General features: G+C 53.8%; 9 protein-coding genes. 1 reads left to right on the top strand and 8 read right to left on the bottom strand.

All coding sequences use genetic code 11. The features are described 5' to 3' along the window. Positions 1 to 9: 9 nt before the first annotated feature. The 6 genes from M2298_RS25885 to M2298_RS25860 form a co-directional block, all read right to left on the bottom strand. Entirely contained in the window at positions 10 to 1,062 is a 1,053-nt protein-coding gene (locus M2298_RS25885) for a Gfo/Idh/MocA family protein (RefSeq protein WP_122966416.1), read from the bottom strand. 15 nt (positions 1,063 to 1,077) lie between these two features. Further along, positions 1,078 to 2,046 (bottom strand): sugar phosphate isomerase/epimerase family protein, encoded by a 969-nt coding sequence (locus M2298_RS25880; protein ID WP_122966415.1) that lies wholly within the window; start codon positions 2,044 to 2,046, stop codon positions 1,078 to 1,080. 56 nt (positions 2,047 to 2,102) lie between these two features. Further along, on the bottom strand, positions 2,103 to 3,098 hold the full coding sequence (locus tag M2298_RS25875; RefSeq protein WP_122966414.1) for a LacI family DNA-binding transcriptional regulator: 996 nt from the start codon (positions 3,096 to 3,098) through the stop codon (positions 2,103 to 2,105). 227 nt (positions 3,099 to 3,325) lie between these two features. Next, positions 3,326 to 6,208, bottom strand: coding sequence for a PAS domain S-box protein (locus tag M2298_RS25870; RefSeq protein ID WP_173599810.1), 2,883 nt, complete (start codon positions 6,206 to 6,208; stop codon positions 3,326 to 3,328). 168 nt (positions 6,209 to 6,376) lie between these two features. Next, entirely contained in the window at positions 6,377 to 7,429 is a 1,053-nt protein-coding gene (locus M2298_RS25865; RefSeq protein ID WP_173599809.1) for a zinc-dependent alcohol dehydrogenase family protein, read from the bottom strand. Between the two features lie 40 nt (positions 7,430 to 7,469). Then, positions 7,470 to 8,972, bottom strand: a complete 1,503-nt coding sequence (locus M2298_RS25860) for an aldehyde dehydrogenase family protein (protein ID WP_280649253.1) — start codon at positions 8,970 to 8,972, stop codon at positions 7,470 to 7,472. Positions 8,973 to 9,201: 229 nt separating this feature from the next. On the opposite strand from M2298_RS25860, the gene M2298_RS25855 reads away from it, so the two are divergent. Continuing rightward, on the top strand, positions 9,202 to 11,076 hold the full coding sequence (locus M2298_RS25855; RefSeq protein WP_122966411.1) for a sigma-54-dependent Fis family transcriptional regulator: 1,875 nt from the start codon (positions 9,202 to 9,204) through the stop codon (positions 11,074 to 11,076). Between the two features lie 135 nt (positions 11,077 to 11,211). Here the strand turns inward: M2298_RS25855 and M2298_RS25850 are convergent, their stop codons facing one another. Next, entirely contained in the window at positions 11,212 to 12,144 is a 933-nt protein-coding gene (locus M2298_RS25850; protein ID WP_122966518.1) for a response regulator, read from the bottom strand. Beyond that, positions 12,122 to 13,450, bottom strand: a complete 1,329-nt coding sequence (locus M2298_RS25845; RefSeq protein WP_280649252.1) for a sensor histidine kinase — start codon at positions 13,448 to 13,450, stop codon at positions 12,122 to 12,124. The genes M2298_RS25850 and M2298_RS25845 overlap by 23 nt, the downstream gene beginning before the upstream one ends. Positions 13,451 to 13,506: the final 56 nt, after the last annotated feature.

Below are 13,506 nucleotides of genomic sequence, written 5' to 3'. Positions count from 1 at the left end.
TTCAACCGTTTACGAAAAGCGGACAGCCTCCCCGGTGCGAGCCGACTGATAGATCGCTTCAATCAGACGGGTAATGTACAAAGCTTGCTCCGGCGTGCACAGCGCCTCGGCTTTCCCTTCGATGGCATCGAGGAAGTTGGACAAGAGCGCGACCCGTTCCTGACACGGTTTGGGCGATAGCTCAGTCGTTGCCATGACGCCGCCCCATTCGTGGTAAAGGGCGAGCTGCTCATCCAGCAAGCCAAGCGATACGCCCCCTTCTTGCCCGTACAGTTGCAGGAAAACGTTTTCTTTTTCGATGTGAGACGCCCAACTTGCATCAAGCGTGAGCGAAAAGCCGTTTTCAAACGTAATCATCGCAACCGCCATGTCTTCCACGTCAAACACGCCGTTCTCATCGATCCGGCCCCACTCGGACAGCCCGCGCTTTTTCGGGCCGAACTCTGCGTACGTCTGGCCGAGTACCGACACTGGCTTGGGATGACCAAGCAGCCACAAGGTCAAATCGAGCATATGTACCCCGATGTCAATCAGCGGACCTCCGCCTGCCAATTCTTTTTGCGTAAACCAGCTTCCCCAGCCGGGGATTCCGTTGCGGCGCACCCAGCCTGTTTTCGCGTGGTACACGTTGCCGAACTTCCCTTCATCCAGCCAGCTTTTGATCTGCTTGGCCTGGCTGCGGAAGCGGTTGTTTTGCGCGACCATCAAAATTTTGTCCGCTCGCTTCGCTGCTTCGATCATGGCTTCTGCCTGACCGCTGTTCATCGCCATCGGCTTTTCGCACAGCAGGTGCTTTCCCGCAGCCAATGCATCCAGCGCAGCTTGCGCGTGCAAATAGTTGGGCACGCAGACGATGACAGCGTCCAGTGCCGCTTCGGACAGCATCTGGCGGTAATCGGAAAAGACGTGCGGGATTTCGTACTGCTCAGCCTTTTCTGCGGCTGTTTCTTTCGACACATCTGCAATGGCAACGATCTCAGCTCTCGGCTCGCCTTTGGCTGCTTCCAGATGCGCCAGGGCAATACCGCCTGCTCCTATCAATCCGATCTTGCATGTGCTCATACAAGCTCCCTCCTTTTACACCCACCACATATTTTTGAGCGGCTCGCGCAAAATCACCTGCTGCAAATTTTGTACGGCGCGCTGGAAGCCTTCCTCGATCGACATGATGGCATCCTCGTGCTCGATGCTGATGACGTAATCGTATCCGCTCATGCGCAAGGCGCTCATCATGTCTGCCCACGTCTTCTGGTCGTGTCCGTAGCCGACTGTGCGGAAGTACCAGGCCCGCTCATTCAGATTCGCATAGGAGTTCATGTCCAACAGGCCGTACATGTTCACTTTTTCCTGATCGATAAAAGTGTCTTTGGCATGGAAATGGTAAATCGCTTGTTCTTTGCCCAATATTTTGATCGCCGCCACCGGATCGATGCCTTGCCACCACATATGGCTCGGATCAAAATTGGCTCCAATCGCCTCTCCCACCTGTTCGCGCAGCTTCAGCAGCGTCCCGGGCGTGTGGACGAGAAAGCCTCCGTGCAGCTCCAGCGCGACCTTTACCTGGTGATCGTGGGCGTATTGGCCCCATTCCTTCCAGTACGGCACCAGCTTTTCGTTCCACTGCCAGTTCAGCACATCCCGATATTCGTTCGGCCAGGGGGCAACAGGCCAGTTCGGATACTTCGCGCCCTCATGATCGCCTGCTGTGCCGGAAAAGCAGTTGACGACAGGGACTTCGAGCTGTTCGGCCAGTTGCACCGTTTTGACGAACGTCTCATGCGATTGCTGGGCAAATTCTTTGTCTGGCGACAGCGGGTTGCCGTGGCAGCTCAATGCGCTGATGACCAGCCCGCGTTCTTCTACGGCTTTGCGATACGCCTCGCGCTTCCCTGCACTTTCCAAAAGCTCATCCAGCTGGCAGTGCGCATTGCCTGGATAGCAACCTGTTCCGATTTCGACTGCCTCCAATCCTGCCTCTTTCACATGGTCGAGCATTTCCTCGAACGATTTGTCGCTGAACAACACAGTAAACACGCCGAGCTTCATGCGTTTCCCTCCTTTTTCGAGCCAAGCTCTCTGTTTGGATCACATCTATGGGCCATTCATGGTGTACGCTCGTAAATCACGCTTACACTTTGCCGGACGACGAGGTGGTGTGGAACGATGCTCATCCTCTCCACCGGCTCGTTTCTGATTTGCTTGAGCAATTGCTCCGCGGCAGCCTTCCCGTACATAAACGGGTCGTTGTGAACGGTAGTCAGCATCGGTCTGGTAAAGGAGGCCAGCTCCAGATTGTCAAAGCCCATGACCGAAATGTCTTCCGGGACGCGAATCCCGTGATCGTGCAAGTAATTGAGCACCCCGACGGCCATCAGGTCTGTCGCTACAAACACCGCCGTGGGACGCACCTTCTCCTCGCAGATGCGGCGCATCGCTTCATAGCCGCTTTTGGCAGTGAAATCCCCTTCGACGACAAAACCTTCATGAATCGGCAAATCGTGTGCGCGCATCGCTTTGCGGTACCCTCCCATGCGATCCAGTCCGCACGGCGGGTCCCACAAAGGCCCGGAGACACAGGCAATTTTTTGATGGCCCTGCGAGATGAGGTAAGCGGTCGCATCGTACGCAGCCTGTACGTTGTTGACGTTGACCGTGGGAATTTGGTAGCCGGGCAAATCATGGCCGGTTACGACCGTCGGCACTTGCATGTCGAGCAGCGTCTGGAAGTTGCTCTCCAAAAAATGCACGCTCGCGATGATGACGCCATCCAGCTGCTTTTCCTTGAACAGCCGCAAATACTTCAGCTCTTTGTCCACGATCTCGTCGGAAATAGCCAAAAACATGCTGTAGTCGTCCTCGCTAAGCACGCTGTCGATGCCGTAGGTGAGGTTGGAGTAAAAGTTGTTGTTGATGTCGGGGATCATAACTCCAATGATGCGGGTTTCCTTGCTGACGAGACTTCTGGCTATCGCATTCGGTTGAAAGCCCGTCTCCTGGACGATCCGCAGGACTCTTTCCCGCAGCTCCGGTCTGACTGGCTTGGAGTTGTTCAGGACACGCGAGACAGTGGCGATAGAAACGTTGGCGAGTTGGGCGATGTCTTTTATCGTGACAGAAATGGTTTCTCACTCACTTTCTCTCATTTCGGGTAAACGTTTTCCTAAACAAAAATTAACATCCCGTATCATCTTTGTCAATATTCTGTCTTTTTACTTTTTTCGCATGTTTTCTGCTGGTTTTTGTCGAAAAAACGGTTCTATTCACGCCGCTGCCCGCACCAAAAAACCCAGAGGCATCTCTTCTCCCCCGGGCTTTACACAAACGCTCATTCAAGAGGTTCACACACAGGCAAATGAATCTCCACCGTCGTCCCCTTGTTTCGCTGGCTATTAATTTTCATCGTTCCTTGGTGGGCTTGAATAATTTTGTAGCTAATCATCAGGCCAAGACCTGTGCCCTTTTCCTTGGTCGTATAAAAAGGTTCCCCAAGCTTCGGTATTCGCTCCTCGGCTATTCCCTCTCCCTGATCCAAAATCCGAATCGACAGAGCTTCTCCCTGCTGCTTGAGCTGAATAGTGATCTGCCCGCCATACGGCATGGCCTCGATCGCATTTTTTAAAATATTAATAAAGACCTGTTTTAACTGATTTTCCTCGCAATTGACCATCGTGGCGACCGGATCAATCTCCAGCACAATCTGGACATTGTTTAAAATCGCTTCGGTCTGCAAAAGCTCTACCACCTGATGCAGCAAAGGCGGCAGATTGCGCGGCGTAAAATGGATGACCTGCGGCTTGGCGAGCACCAAAAACTCGTTGACAACCGATTGAATCCGATCCAGCTCTGACAAGATCGTTTGAAAATACTCCTGCTTGTAATGGCCTTCCTGAATAAATTGAATGAAACCGCGAATGGAAGTCAGCGGATTGCGGATTTCGTGCGCGACTCCCGCAGCCAATTGACCGACGACAGACAGCTTTTCCGACTTGCGCAGCAGCTCTTCTGTCTTTTTCAGCTCCGTAATGTCCCGGCTGATCACGACCAAGCCCGTGCGTTTGCCCTCCGGGTCGAATAACGGAATTTTACTCACATCAAAAATTCGCACATCGCCGTAGTCCAGGTAAACGACTTCTTCCAGCCGGACGGGCTTGCCTTCTTCCCATGCCCGCTTGTCCGATTCGGCGCATTGCAGCAATGCCTCGCGATAATCCGGGGAAAGCAGAGCCAGCTCCCCGTCCGTTTTTCCCTGATACGGCACGTTCTCCAGGCGGAACACGCGCAAGCAGCAATCGTTCGCCTCGATCCAGCGGCCTTCGCTGTCTTTGAAGCAGACGGAATCCGGCATGGCGTTGATCAGCGTTCGCAGTTGCTTTTCGTTTTCAATCAAGGCCGCTTCCATCCGCTTATGCTCGGTTATGTCCCGTTGAATCGCCACGAAGGCGATGAGGTTCCCTTCTGAATCAGACAGCGGCGAAATGAAGGTGCTGACATCGAGCAGCGTCCCGTCTTTTCGCTGACGCAGCGCCTCATACGATGTCACGTGGCGATTTCGGACAATTTCCTGTTGCAGCAGCTGGAAATCCGCTTGCAAAAAGTCAGGGATCGTCGGCAGCTCGGCCCCGATGACTTCCTGTTCACTCCAGCCAAACATCTGCTCGAACGCCCGGTTGACTTTAACGATATGGAAGCCGACGTCGAGCACAACGACCGAATCGTCCGTATTGCGCAGGTACACATCAAGCTGTTCCTTCGTCGAACGCAAATCCGCCTCGATCTGCTTGTGGCGAGTCATGTCTTTGGCGATGGCGTAGAAGCCGCTGATCTCGTTGTCTACATACATCGGGAAGTTGTTGATGCTGACGTCGATGCTGTGTCCATTTTTATGTTTGACAGCGATTTCAAACTCCTGCGGTCGTCCCATTCCTTCCAGGCTGAACGGATGGAGCTTTTTTTCGGCGCAATCCAGCAAGATTAGTTGGATAATGTTGCTCGCTTGCAGTTCTTCTACGGTATAGCCGATCAATCTCTCGGCGGCCGGATTGGCCTCCAGTATGTTCCCTTGCAAGTCGTAACAGATGATCGCCGAAGGGTTGTCTTCGAACAGCGAACGGTAAAATCGCTCGCTGCGGATAAACGGTTTCGCCGTTTCGGCAAAGTCGGGTGCCAACGGCTCGCGTGCGGAGCCATCTGCCCCTCCGCTCCCTGCAAAAACAGGCTGCGCCGCCGTCGCTTCCCGCACGCCGTACTCGTCGTTCGGGGGAATTGCGTACACGACAGAGCCGATCGGCCTGCCGCCATATATATACGGAATAAGTTCAAAGCGCCATATTCCCCTCACATGTTCGGCCTCCCATTGCATTTTCGAGATAATGGCAAAAGCGGAAGGAGGCGCCCCGATCAAATTTTGCTGGCGATCAACCCACCCTTGCTCGTACAGGATACTGGACGCATTAATGACCTTCCCGCCGCGATCGAGTACCAGAAAAGGACTCGTCACAGCCGAAGAGACGAGATGCGAGAAACGCTCTGTCAAGCGGAAACGTTCCTGTTCCAGTTGACCGCGCAAATATTTTTCCACGATTTGCTTTGCCGAGGTAACAGCTGACAAAGAGTGCGGGTGGTTGACCCTCCACAAGCCTGTCAAATTGAACACGCCAATCATTTGCTGTGTGACAGGATCGCGAACAGGCGCGGCGGAGCACGTCCATTTTTGCACCTCCTGGCAAAAATGTTCGCCAGCAAACACCTGTACTGGTCGCCCCGTCACGAGCGAAGTTCCGATGGCGTTCGTCCCTGCCCGATGCTCCGCCCAGGAGGAGCCGACGACAAAATTCATGTCTTCTGCTTTCAGCATCAGCGACAAGTCACCGTCCAAATGCACGATGTCTCCTGCGGCATTGCAGAAGGTGACCAAATGGCCCGAGTCGAGCGAAGCGTCTTTCATTTTCAGCAAAAGCGGCTTGAGAATATGCTGGAGCGTATCTTCTTCCCAGTACGCCTCGATCTGCGCCCGGGACAGGCTGACCGTCGTTCTCGTGCGCAGAGGATGGATATTTTGCTCCTGACAGCGCTGCCAGGATTCGTACATCAGCGGTCGAATGGCCGGTCTTTCGTTCACTCCAGAAACAAATCGTTCCCACTCCTGTTCAAGTTTGACTCTTTCTTGTGAAAGATTCGCATATCTATCCAGAGCTATCCGCTGACTCATGATCTCCATCCTCCAGATATAAAAGTGAGGGAACAACAATTCGGATAAATATTTCGACAATTACCCCAATTTTCCTTTTTATGAAACATTTTTTAAGCACACTGGCCCCCAGAAAAAATGAACCAGTGTGTCTCTCGTCCTACTCAGAGACGCACTGGTTCATCTGTTCTATCTGAATTTCGTAATCACATTAAAGCCGAATGTGTTGTAGTTCGTCATGTCTTCCAAAATGCCCGACACGTCATCGAGAGCGACTTCCTTGGACACGAGCGAAGACGGGTTCAGCTTGCCTTGGGCGATCAGCGTAAGCAATCCTTCGTAAGCCGCATGCGGATTGCCGATGCTGCCGACGATCTCCAGTTCCATCGCGGTGATCGCATCGATCGGCAATCCGACCATGCCGCCCTCTTCCTTGGTAGTCAATCCGATCTGGACGTGCCTGCCGCCTTTTCTCAGACTCAAAACCGAATTGAGAATCGTATCGCGAATGCCGAGCGCATCGATGGAGGCGTGCGCCCCGCCCTTCGTAATTTCCTTGACCGCTTCCACGACATTTTCTTTTCTGGCATTGATGACGGCAACGGCGCCTTCTTCTTTTGCCTTGGCCAGCTTGGCGTCATCGACGTCTACAGCGATGACCATCGCCCCGACTGCGCTCGCCACCTGAACCGATGACAGTCCGACTCCTCCCGCGCCGTGCACGGCCAGCCAGCTGCCCGGCTGAACGTTTCCACGGATCACACCGTGATAACCCGTCATGTAACGGCAACCGATCGCGGCTGCTGTCAGCGAGTCTACCTCGTCTGGCAGGCGAATCAGATTGAAGTCGCCGTTTGGCACGCGGACGTATTCGGCGTAGGCGCCATCGTAGCTAAAGCCGAAAATCGCCAGGTTGTCGCAACGGTTGGAATGGCCGGAGAGGCAATTGGCGCAATGTGAGCACCCTTCATGAAAAGGCGTGGTCACGCGATCGCCCGGACGGAAATTTTTCACCTCTTTGCCGACTGCCTCGACGACACCTCCCAGTTCATGTCCCGGAATGATCGGCAGCTGCGGGCTGAGTCCGATCCAGTCCCAATCTCCCATCCAGGCGTGCCAGTCGCTTCGGCAAACCCCACACGCTTCGACCCGGACGATCACGTCTTTCGAACCTGGTGTCGGATCGGGCACCTCTCCAATACGCAAAGGTTTACGCTGCTCCAAAATTTGCGCCGCTCTCATGCTTGATTCCCCCTTGTTTTCTCTGTTTTTTGCCCTTGCCCTAATCGAGGTTGACCCAGACCGCCTTCACCTGCGTATACAAGTCCAGGGCGTACGAACCCATCTCCCGGCCGTATCCGGATTGCTTGTAGCCGCCAAACGGCACGGCAGCGTCGAGCGCATTGTAGCAGTTGACCCAGACAGTGCCTGCTTCCAAGGCGTGCGCGACTTTGTGCGCTTTGCGCAGATCGGTCGTCCACACCCCTGCTGCCAGCCCGTATTCCGTATCATTCGCCCGCCGGATGACATCTGCGACTTGCTCCTCGTCGTCAAAAGGCATCGCTGCGACAACCGGGCCAAAAATTTCTTCCCGGGCAATCGTCATGCGCTCATTGACATCGGCAAAAATCGTAGGCGGAACGAAATAGCCCGGCCCTTCCAACGGTACGCCGCCTGTCAATGAAGTCGCGCCTTCCTCATGCCCTTTTTGCAAGTAGCCTGTCACCCGCTCAAATTGCTCGCTCGATACGAGCGGCCCGATCTCTGTCGACTCGTCCAGGCCGTTGCCTTGCTTCATTTTGGCCGCATAGCTCGTCATGTCAGCCAGGACGTTGTCGTACACTTTTTTATGAACAAACAAGCGCGAGCCTGCGCAGCACACTTGGCCTTGATTGAAGAAAATGCCCATCAACGCGCCAGGAATCGCTCTGGAAAAGTCGGCGTCCGGGAAAATAATGTTCGGCGATTTGCCGCCCAGCTCCAGCGACACGCGCTTCAAATTGCCCGCCGCTTGCTGCATGATCAGCTTGCCGACCTCCGTCGATCCGGTAAAAGCCACTTTGCGAATGCGCGGATGGTTCGTAATCGCCGCTCCTGCTGTCGGCCCGTAGCCTGTAATAATGTTGACGACGCCATCGGGGAATCCCGCTTGCTGGATCAATTCCGCCAAATAGATCGCGGACAGTGGCGTTTGCTCGGCGCTTTTCAAAATCACGACGTTGCCTGTAGCGAGTGCCGCGCCCAGCTTCCACGCAGCCAACAAGAGCGGGAAGTTCCACGGAATGATCTGCCCGACCACGCCAATCGGCTCGCGGCGCGTGTAAGTCAGCATGTTGCGCCCGGCTGAATTGTTGATCACTTCGCCAGCCAGCTTCGTCGACCAGCCTGCATAGTAGCGGAAGTGATCAATCGCCAATGCTACGTCAGCGAAACGGGCGTGGGTGATCGGCTTGCCGTTGTCGATCGTCTCCAGCTGCGCGAGCGCCTCTGCATGCTCTTCCATCAAATCAGCCAGCTTCCAGAGCATCCGCCCGCGTTCGCTAGGCGTCACCTTGGCCCAATCTGTCGCAAAAGCTTTTTCTGCGGCTTGCACCGCGAGATCGACATCGATCGCATCGGCTTCATAAACAGACGTAATCACTTCACCAGTAGCCGGATCAATCGTGTCAAACGTTTTTCCCGATGCTGACGCTACAAACTCCCCACCAATGAACAGCTTTTTCGGACCGCCTGCCAAGAAAGCTTCGACACGCGGGTCCAATGTGATTTTTGCCGTTTGCGCCACGTAAGCCCCTCCTCGTTTTCGCTTATGTGCATTCGTCCTTTACTAGAAGCATGTTTTGTGCCAAATAGAAAACGCTTACAAACAGCGGCTTTTCTATGAATCTAGCAATCTTGCGTTGGAACAGTTGCTCCATTTTTGCGATACAATTGCTCCATCTCTGATTGTAGTTTGAAAATTGTGGTAATATAGAAAGGAAGGTCTTATTTTCTCTGCTAGAGGGGGAAATCGTTTGCTGGAACCCACCAATGCGTTGCTGAAAAAGTCGTGGGAGCGAAGCCGGATCAATGGGGTTAATGCGTTGACAGCAAAGGATGCCATACTGGAAGAAACCCAGTTTCGGCAATACAGGGAACAAAAAGAAGAGTTTATGAGAACGATGGACCCAACCATGGAGCGATTGGCTTATTGGCTGAAAAGCTCCTACTCGATCGTCGCCCTCTGCGATACGTCGGGCTACATCCTGGAGAGCAAAGGCGATCCTGTCTTCCTCAAGGACACGGAAAAAATCCAGGTCCATCACGGCGCCTGCTGGTCTGAGCAGGTGCGCGGAACCAACTCGGCGGGGACAGTCATTGTGGAACAAAAACCGCTGGCGGTCGTCGGAAAAGACCACTATCTTGACTCCAACCATATGTTGTATTGCGCCGCCTCCCCGATTTTCGGACCGCAGGGCGAGCTGGTAGCTGTGCTCGATATTAGCGGACATGCGGCGATGTACCACCCTTCCTTACTGGGCATGGTCGATGTGATGGCGCGTAAAGTGGAAGATTGGCTGCTCATCCATCGTCCCGATCGGCAGATGGTCATCTCGCTCTATCCGGAGAAAAACGCCAAGCACCACGCGCTGCTGGCCGTCAATCAGGACGGAATCGTCACGGGCGGCAACCGCGAAGCGCACCAACTGCTGCGCGGAAACAGACAGCGGCTGGGACAGGTGCATGTGACAGAGCTAGTAGCAGACATCGAGTCTTTGCTAGGCAGGCAAAAAGACATTTCCACTCCCCGTTCCCTCCCCTTGCTCACAAAAGGGGGCGGAGAACATCACTGGCAGGCTTCCGTTCTGCTTGATACGCGTCCACCGCAGATCGCTGCAAGCCCTCCATCCTCCAAACCGAAGGCGAGGCCGCTCCGGGCAAATCGGACAGGTCTCACCTCTTTTGATGACTTATACGGCACAGACGATGCCTTTCTCGCGGCCATTCGGCTTGCCAAGCGGGCAGCCAAAACGGAATATACGGTTATGCTGTTTGGCGAAAGCGGCTCAGGCAAAGACGTCGTCAGCCAGGCGATTCATCTGGCAAGCGAGCGTGCGGACAAGCCTTTTGTCGCGATCAACTGCGGGGCGATTCCGAAAAGTTTGCTAGAAAGCGAGCTGTTCGGCTACGAGCCGGGAGCGTTTACCGGAGCCAAACAGACCGGACAGCCGGGAAAATTCGAACAAGCTCACCAAGGGACACTGTTCCTCGACGAAATAGCCGAGATGCCGTCCGAGATGCAAGTGGCGCTTTTGCGCGTGCTGCAAGATTTCACCGTCTATCGGGTAGGCGGAACGAAGCCGATTCACGTCGATGTGCGGATCATTACGGCTACGCACACCGATTTGTGGCAAAAAGTGCAGGAAGGCAGCTTCCGCGCTGACTTGTTTTACCGACTGCAAGGCGTTCAGGTCACACTGCCGCCGTTGCGGGAGCGTGCAGATCGGCTACAGCTCGCCCAGTTGCTGCTGCACGGCATCGAAGCCCAGTTGGGCACAGGGCCGCTTGCGCTTGGAACCAGTGCCAAAAAGCTGATCGAGAGCTACAGTTGGCCGGGAAACGTGCGTCAGCTTGCGGCCGCCCTGCGCGAAGCGGCTTTTCTGTCGGAGGGAGGCAAAATTGAGCGGGAGCGCTTCCCTGCCTACATTTTGTCCAGCTTTTCTGCCAAACCCGCCGAGGGACAAATAAGCGATGCTCAAAAAGAACGAACCCAATCTGGCAAGAGCGACATGGTCGACGTATTTTTGCAGACGGGCGGCAACATCTCCGAGACGGCGCGCATTCTCGGAATTGGCAGGAATACCGTCTACCGCAAGCTGAAAAAGCTGATGGAAAAGGACGGGACGTAAGAGTCAGTCGAGACGGGAGTCCGCGTGTCCGGTTGTCCGACAGCAAAAAGCCCTGATCGAGTGGTCAGGGCTTTTTGCATGACATGTCACGCCAAGTACGGCTTCTTGTGCCGTCGCTTTGCGTCTTTGCGCTTGCTATGCTTCTGCCTGGATTCGCTTCGCCTCGGCATAAAGAACTTGAATAAATTTTTTCATGTTGATGCGAATGTCCGAAGCAGTGGCCGTTTTATTTTTCAGCTCGGCCATTTTTTTCCACACAAACGTAAAATCGAAAAACTGGGAAGCGTAATTTTCAAATTTCCAGTTCGACAGATCGGACAAGCCTAGCGATGCCAAATGATTCAAGGACTGATAGATCGCTCTTCTGACCCGCTGCTCGGACGCTTTGACGACTTTCATGACTTGTGTTTCATCCGCGGCAGTTCCCAGTCTGGCTTGGGCAACCGCGACAAAAATTTCTTTGAGCGCTGGAAAGCCGCTTTTCAGCGTATGCTTCTGCTCCCATTCGTTCAAGTAGTCGAGAATGTCAAGCAAATCGTTGCTGCCGTTCTCTCCGGCAATCCCCAGCTCGGACAAAAGGAATTGCCCCGCCTCGCGCAACTGTTTGCCGCTTTTGCTCGCCCGGTTCTGGCTGCCAAGCCCTTGATCCAGTTGCAAGACCGAATGCAGCGATTTTTGGATATCCTGAATCGATTTTTCCAGCCGGATTTTCTCGATGACTTTTTGCAATATCGTCACCACTTCGATCCGGTTAACTGGCTTAATAATGTAGTATTCGCTGCCGAGCGAGTAAGCCTGGGCGATCAAATCTTTTGACTCCATCTGCGAGATCATCACGATCTTGCCCTTGAAGACAGGCCGAATTTGGCGAATCGTTTCAATCCCGTCGCGCTCGGGCATGAGCAGATCAATCAGGACGATGTCGACATGTTTCATCGTCAGCATATGACCGTCAACGAGCGCTCCGTCCTCGGCCTCGCCGACCACTTCCCCCAAGTTCTCATCCTCGATAATTTCTGTCAGCATCAGGCGCACAGCTTCATCGTCATCGATTAAGTAAAAGTGCATCGTCTCCCTCTTTCTCCCTCACAAGATTGATCGGCAAGCGGATGACAAATTCCGTTCCTTTTCCCGCTGCGCCGTCTCCGACAACCAACTCTCCTTGCAGCTCGTCCACCATCTCTTTTACATAAGAAAGACCGATTCCCGTAGAAGGTGCTCCTTTGTCGTCGTATTTGGTCGTGAATCCAGGCTTGAACAGGAGCTTTTTGCGCCTGGGCGGAACACCCGGACCGTCGTCGGCAATTTTGATCTCGACAAACTCTTTGTCCCGGTTCACCTGGATCAAAATGCTTCCCGTATTCTGGATCGCCTCGACGGCATTGGCGACGATGTTGTTGATCAACGACATCAAGGTAAACACGTGATAGGGCGGGTGTTCTCCAGAAATCAGGCAAGTAAACTCGATGTTTTTCCCGAGCAGGCTCGCGTACTTCCGCTGGGAGCGCACGATGATGTCTGCCAACTGATGAATATCCATAAAATCCGTCCGGTTTTCGTGGGTAATCAGTTTTTGCAGCCCGGCAAAAATTCGCTGGTTGTCTTTTTTGATTTCATGCACTTCTCCTGCAATAATCAGCGCCTGTCGCGCAAACGAGTCGACGGAAGCTTGTTCAAGCCCGTCTTTTTGCGCTTGCAGGCGCTGGTACAGCTCGAACGACTTGACCGTGATGTTCTCGGCATTTTGCAGCGTCTTTTTCAGATGAATCGACTCTTCGTACAGATTGGAAATGAGCATCAACATATGCTCGTGCTGCGCGCGGGTTTGCTTCTCCCGCGCTTGCGTCTCGTACAGTCGGATCATATTCAGAAAGCTGAGCACGACGAAGCTGTGCGAGAGCGCAATCACGAACATCTCTTGCAGCGAACTCCAGGTCACGACGATGTGAAACAGCACATACTGCGATAGCAGCTCGACCAGATCGGCAACGACCTCAATGACCATCCCGATTCCGCCGATGATCAATGTCCGCTCGCGGAACCGCTCCATTCGGATCACATAAAAAAGCAGCGAATACGAAAAGTAGAAAAAAAAGCTCGAATAGTGCTCTTGCATCGAAGTAGCCAAATGAAACGGGCTGTGCGTGTACGAGTCAAGCAGCAAGCGAAAGCCGACGACAGACAGTCCGGTCAAAAACCCGGGCAACACCGCCGGAAGCCGCTGGAACAAAAGCAAGAAGAAGAAAAAGGTCGGCGCGCCGAAGCTGATCCGAAACGTCTCGTTGACCGGATAAAATTTCAGTTCGCCTGCCAGCGGAACCGTGATCAGCATGAGTGCCAGGATGTAGCCATCCTTTTTTAATGGGGAATGCATGCGCCACTTTCCCCTCCCTGTTGGATTGCTGTAGGGTTTGTCACTTTTTTCCCCTT

Origin of the sequence: Brevibacillus sp. 1238, assembly GCF_029892995.1 — a bacterium.
Lineage (GTDB): Bacteria > Bacillota > Bacilli > Brevibacillales > Brevibacillaceae > Brevibacillus > Brevibacillus parabrevis.
This window is presented reverse-complemented; position numbering and strand designations above follow the sequence as displayed.

What these genes read in the sequence shown, in the direction of transcription:
- M2298_RS25885 (WP_122966416.1), bottom strand. Translation starts at nt 1,062, where the DNA reads ATGAGCACATGCAAGATCGGATTGATAGGAGCAGGCGGTATTGCCCTG.
- M2298_RS25845 (WP_280649252.1), bottom strand. Translation starts at nt 13,450, where the DNA reads ATGCATTCCCCATTAAAAAAGGATGGCTACATCCTGGCACTCATGCTG.
- M2298_RS25870 (WP_173599810.1), bottom strand. Translation starts at nt 6,208, where the DNA reads ATGAGTCAGCGGATAGCTCTGGATAGATATGCGAATCTTTCACAAGAA.
- M2298_RS25880 (WP_122966415.1), bottom strand. Translation starts at nt 2,046, where the DNA reads ATGAAGCTCGGCGTGTTTACTGTGTTGTTCAGCGACAAATCGTTCGAG.
- M2298_RS25865 (WP_173599809.1), bottom strand. Translation starts at nt 7,429, where the DNA reads ATGAGAGCGGCGCAAATTTTGGAGCAGCGTAAACCTTTGCGTATTGGA.
- M2298_RS25850 (WP_122966518.1), bottom strand. Translation starts at nt 12,144, where the DNA reads ATGCACTTTTACTTAATCGATGACGATGAAGCTGTGCGCCTGATGCTG.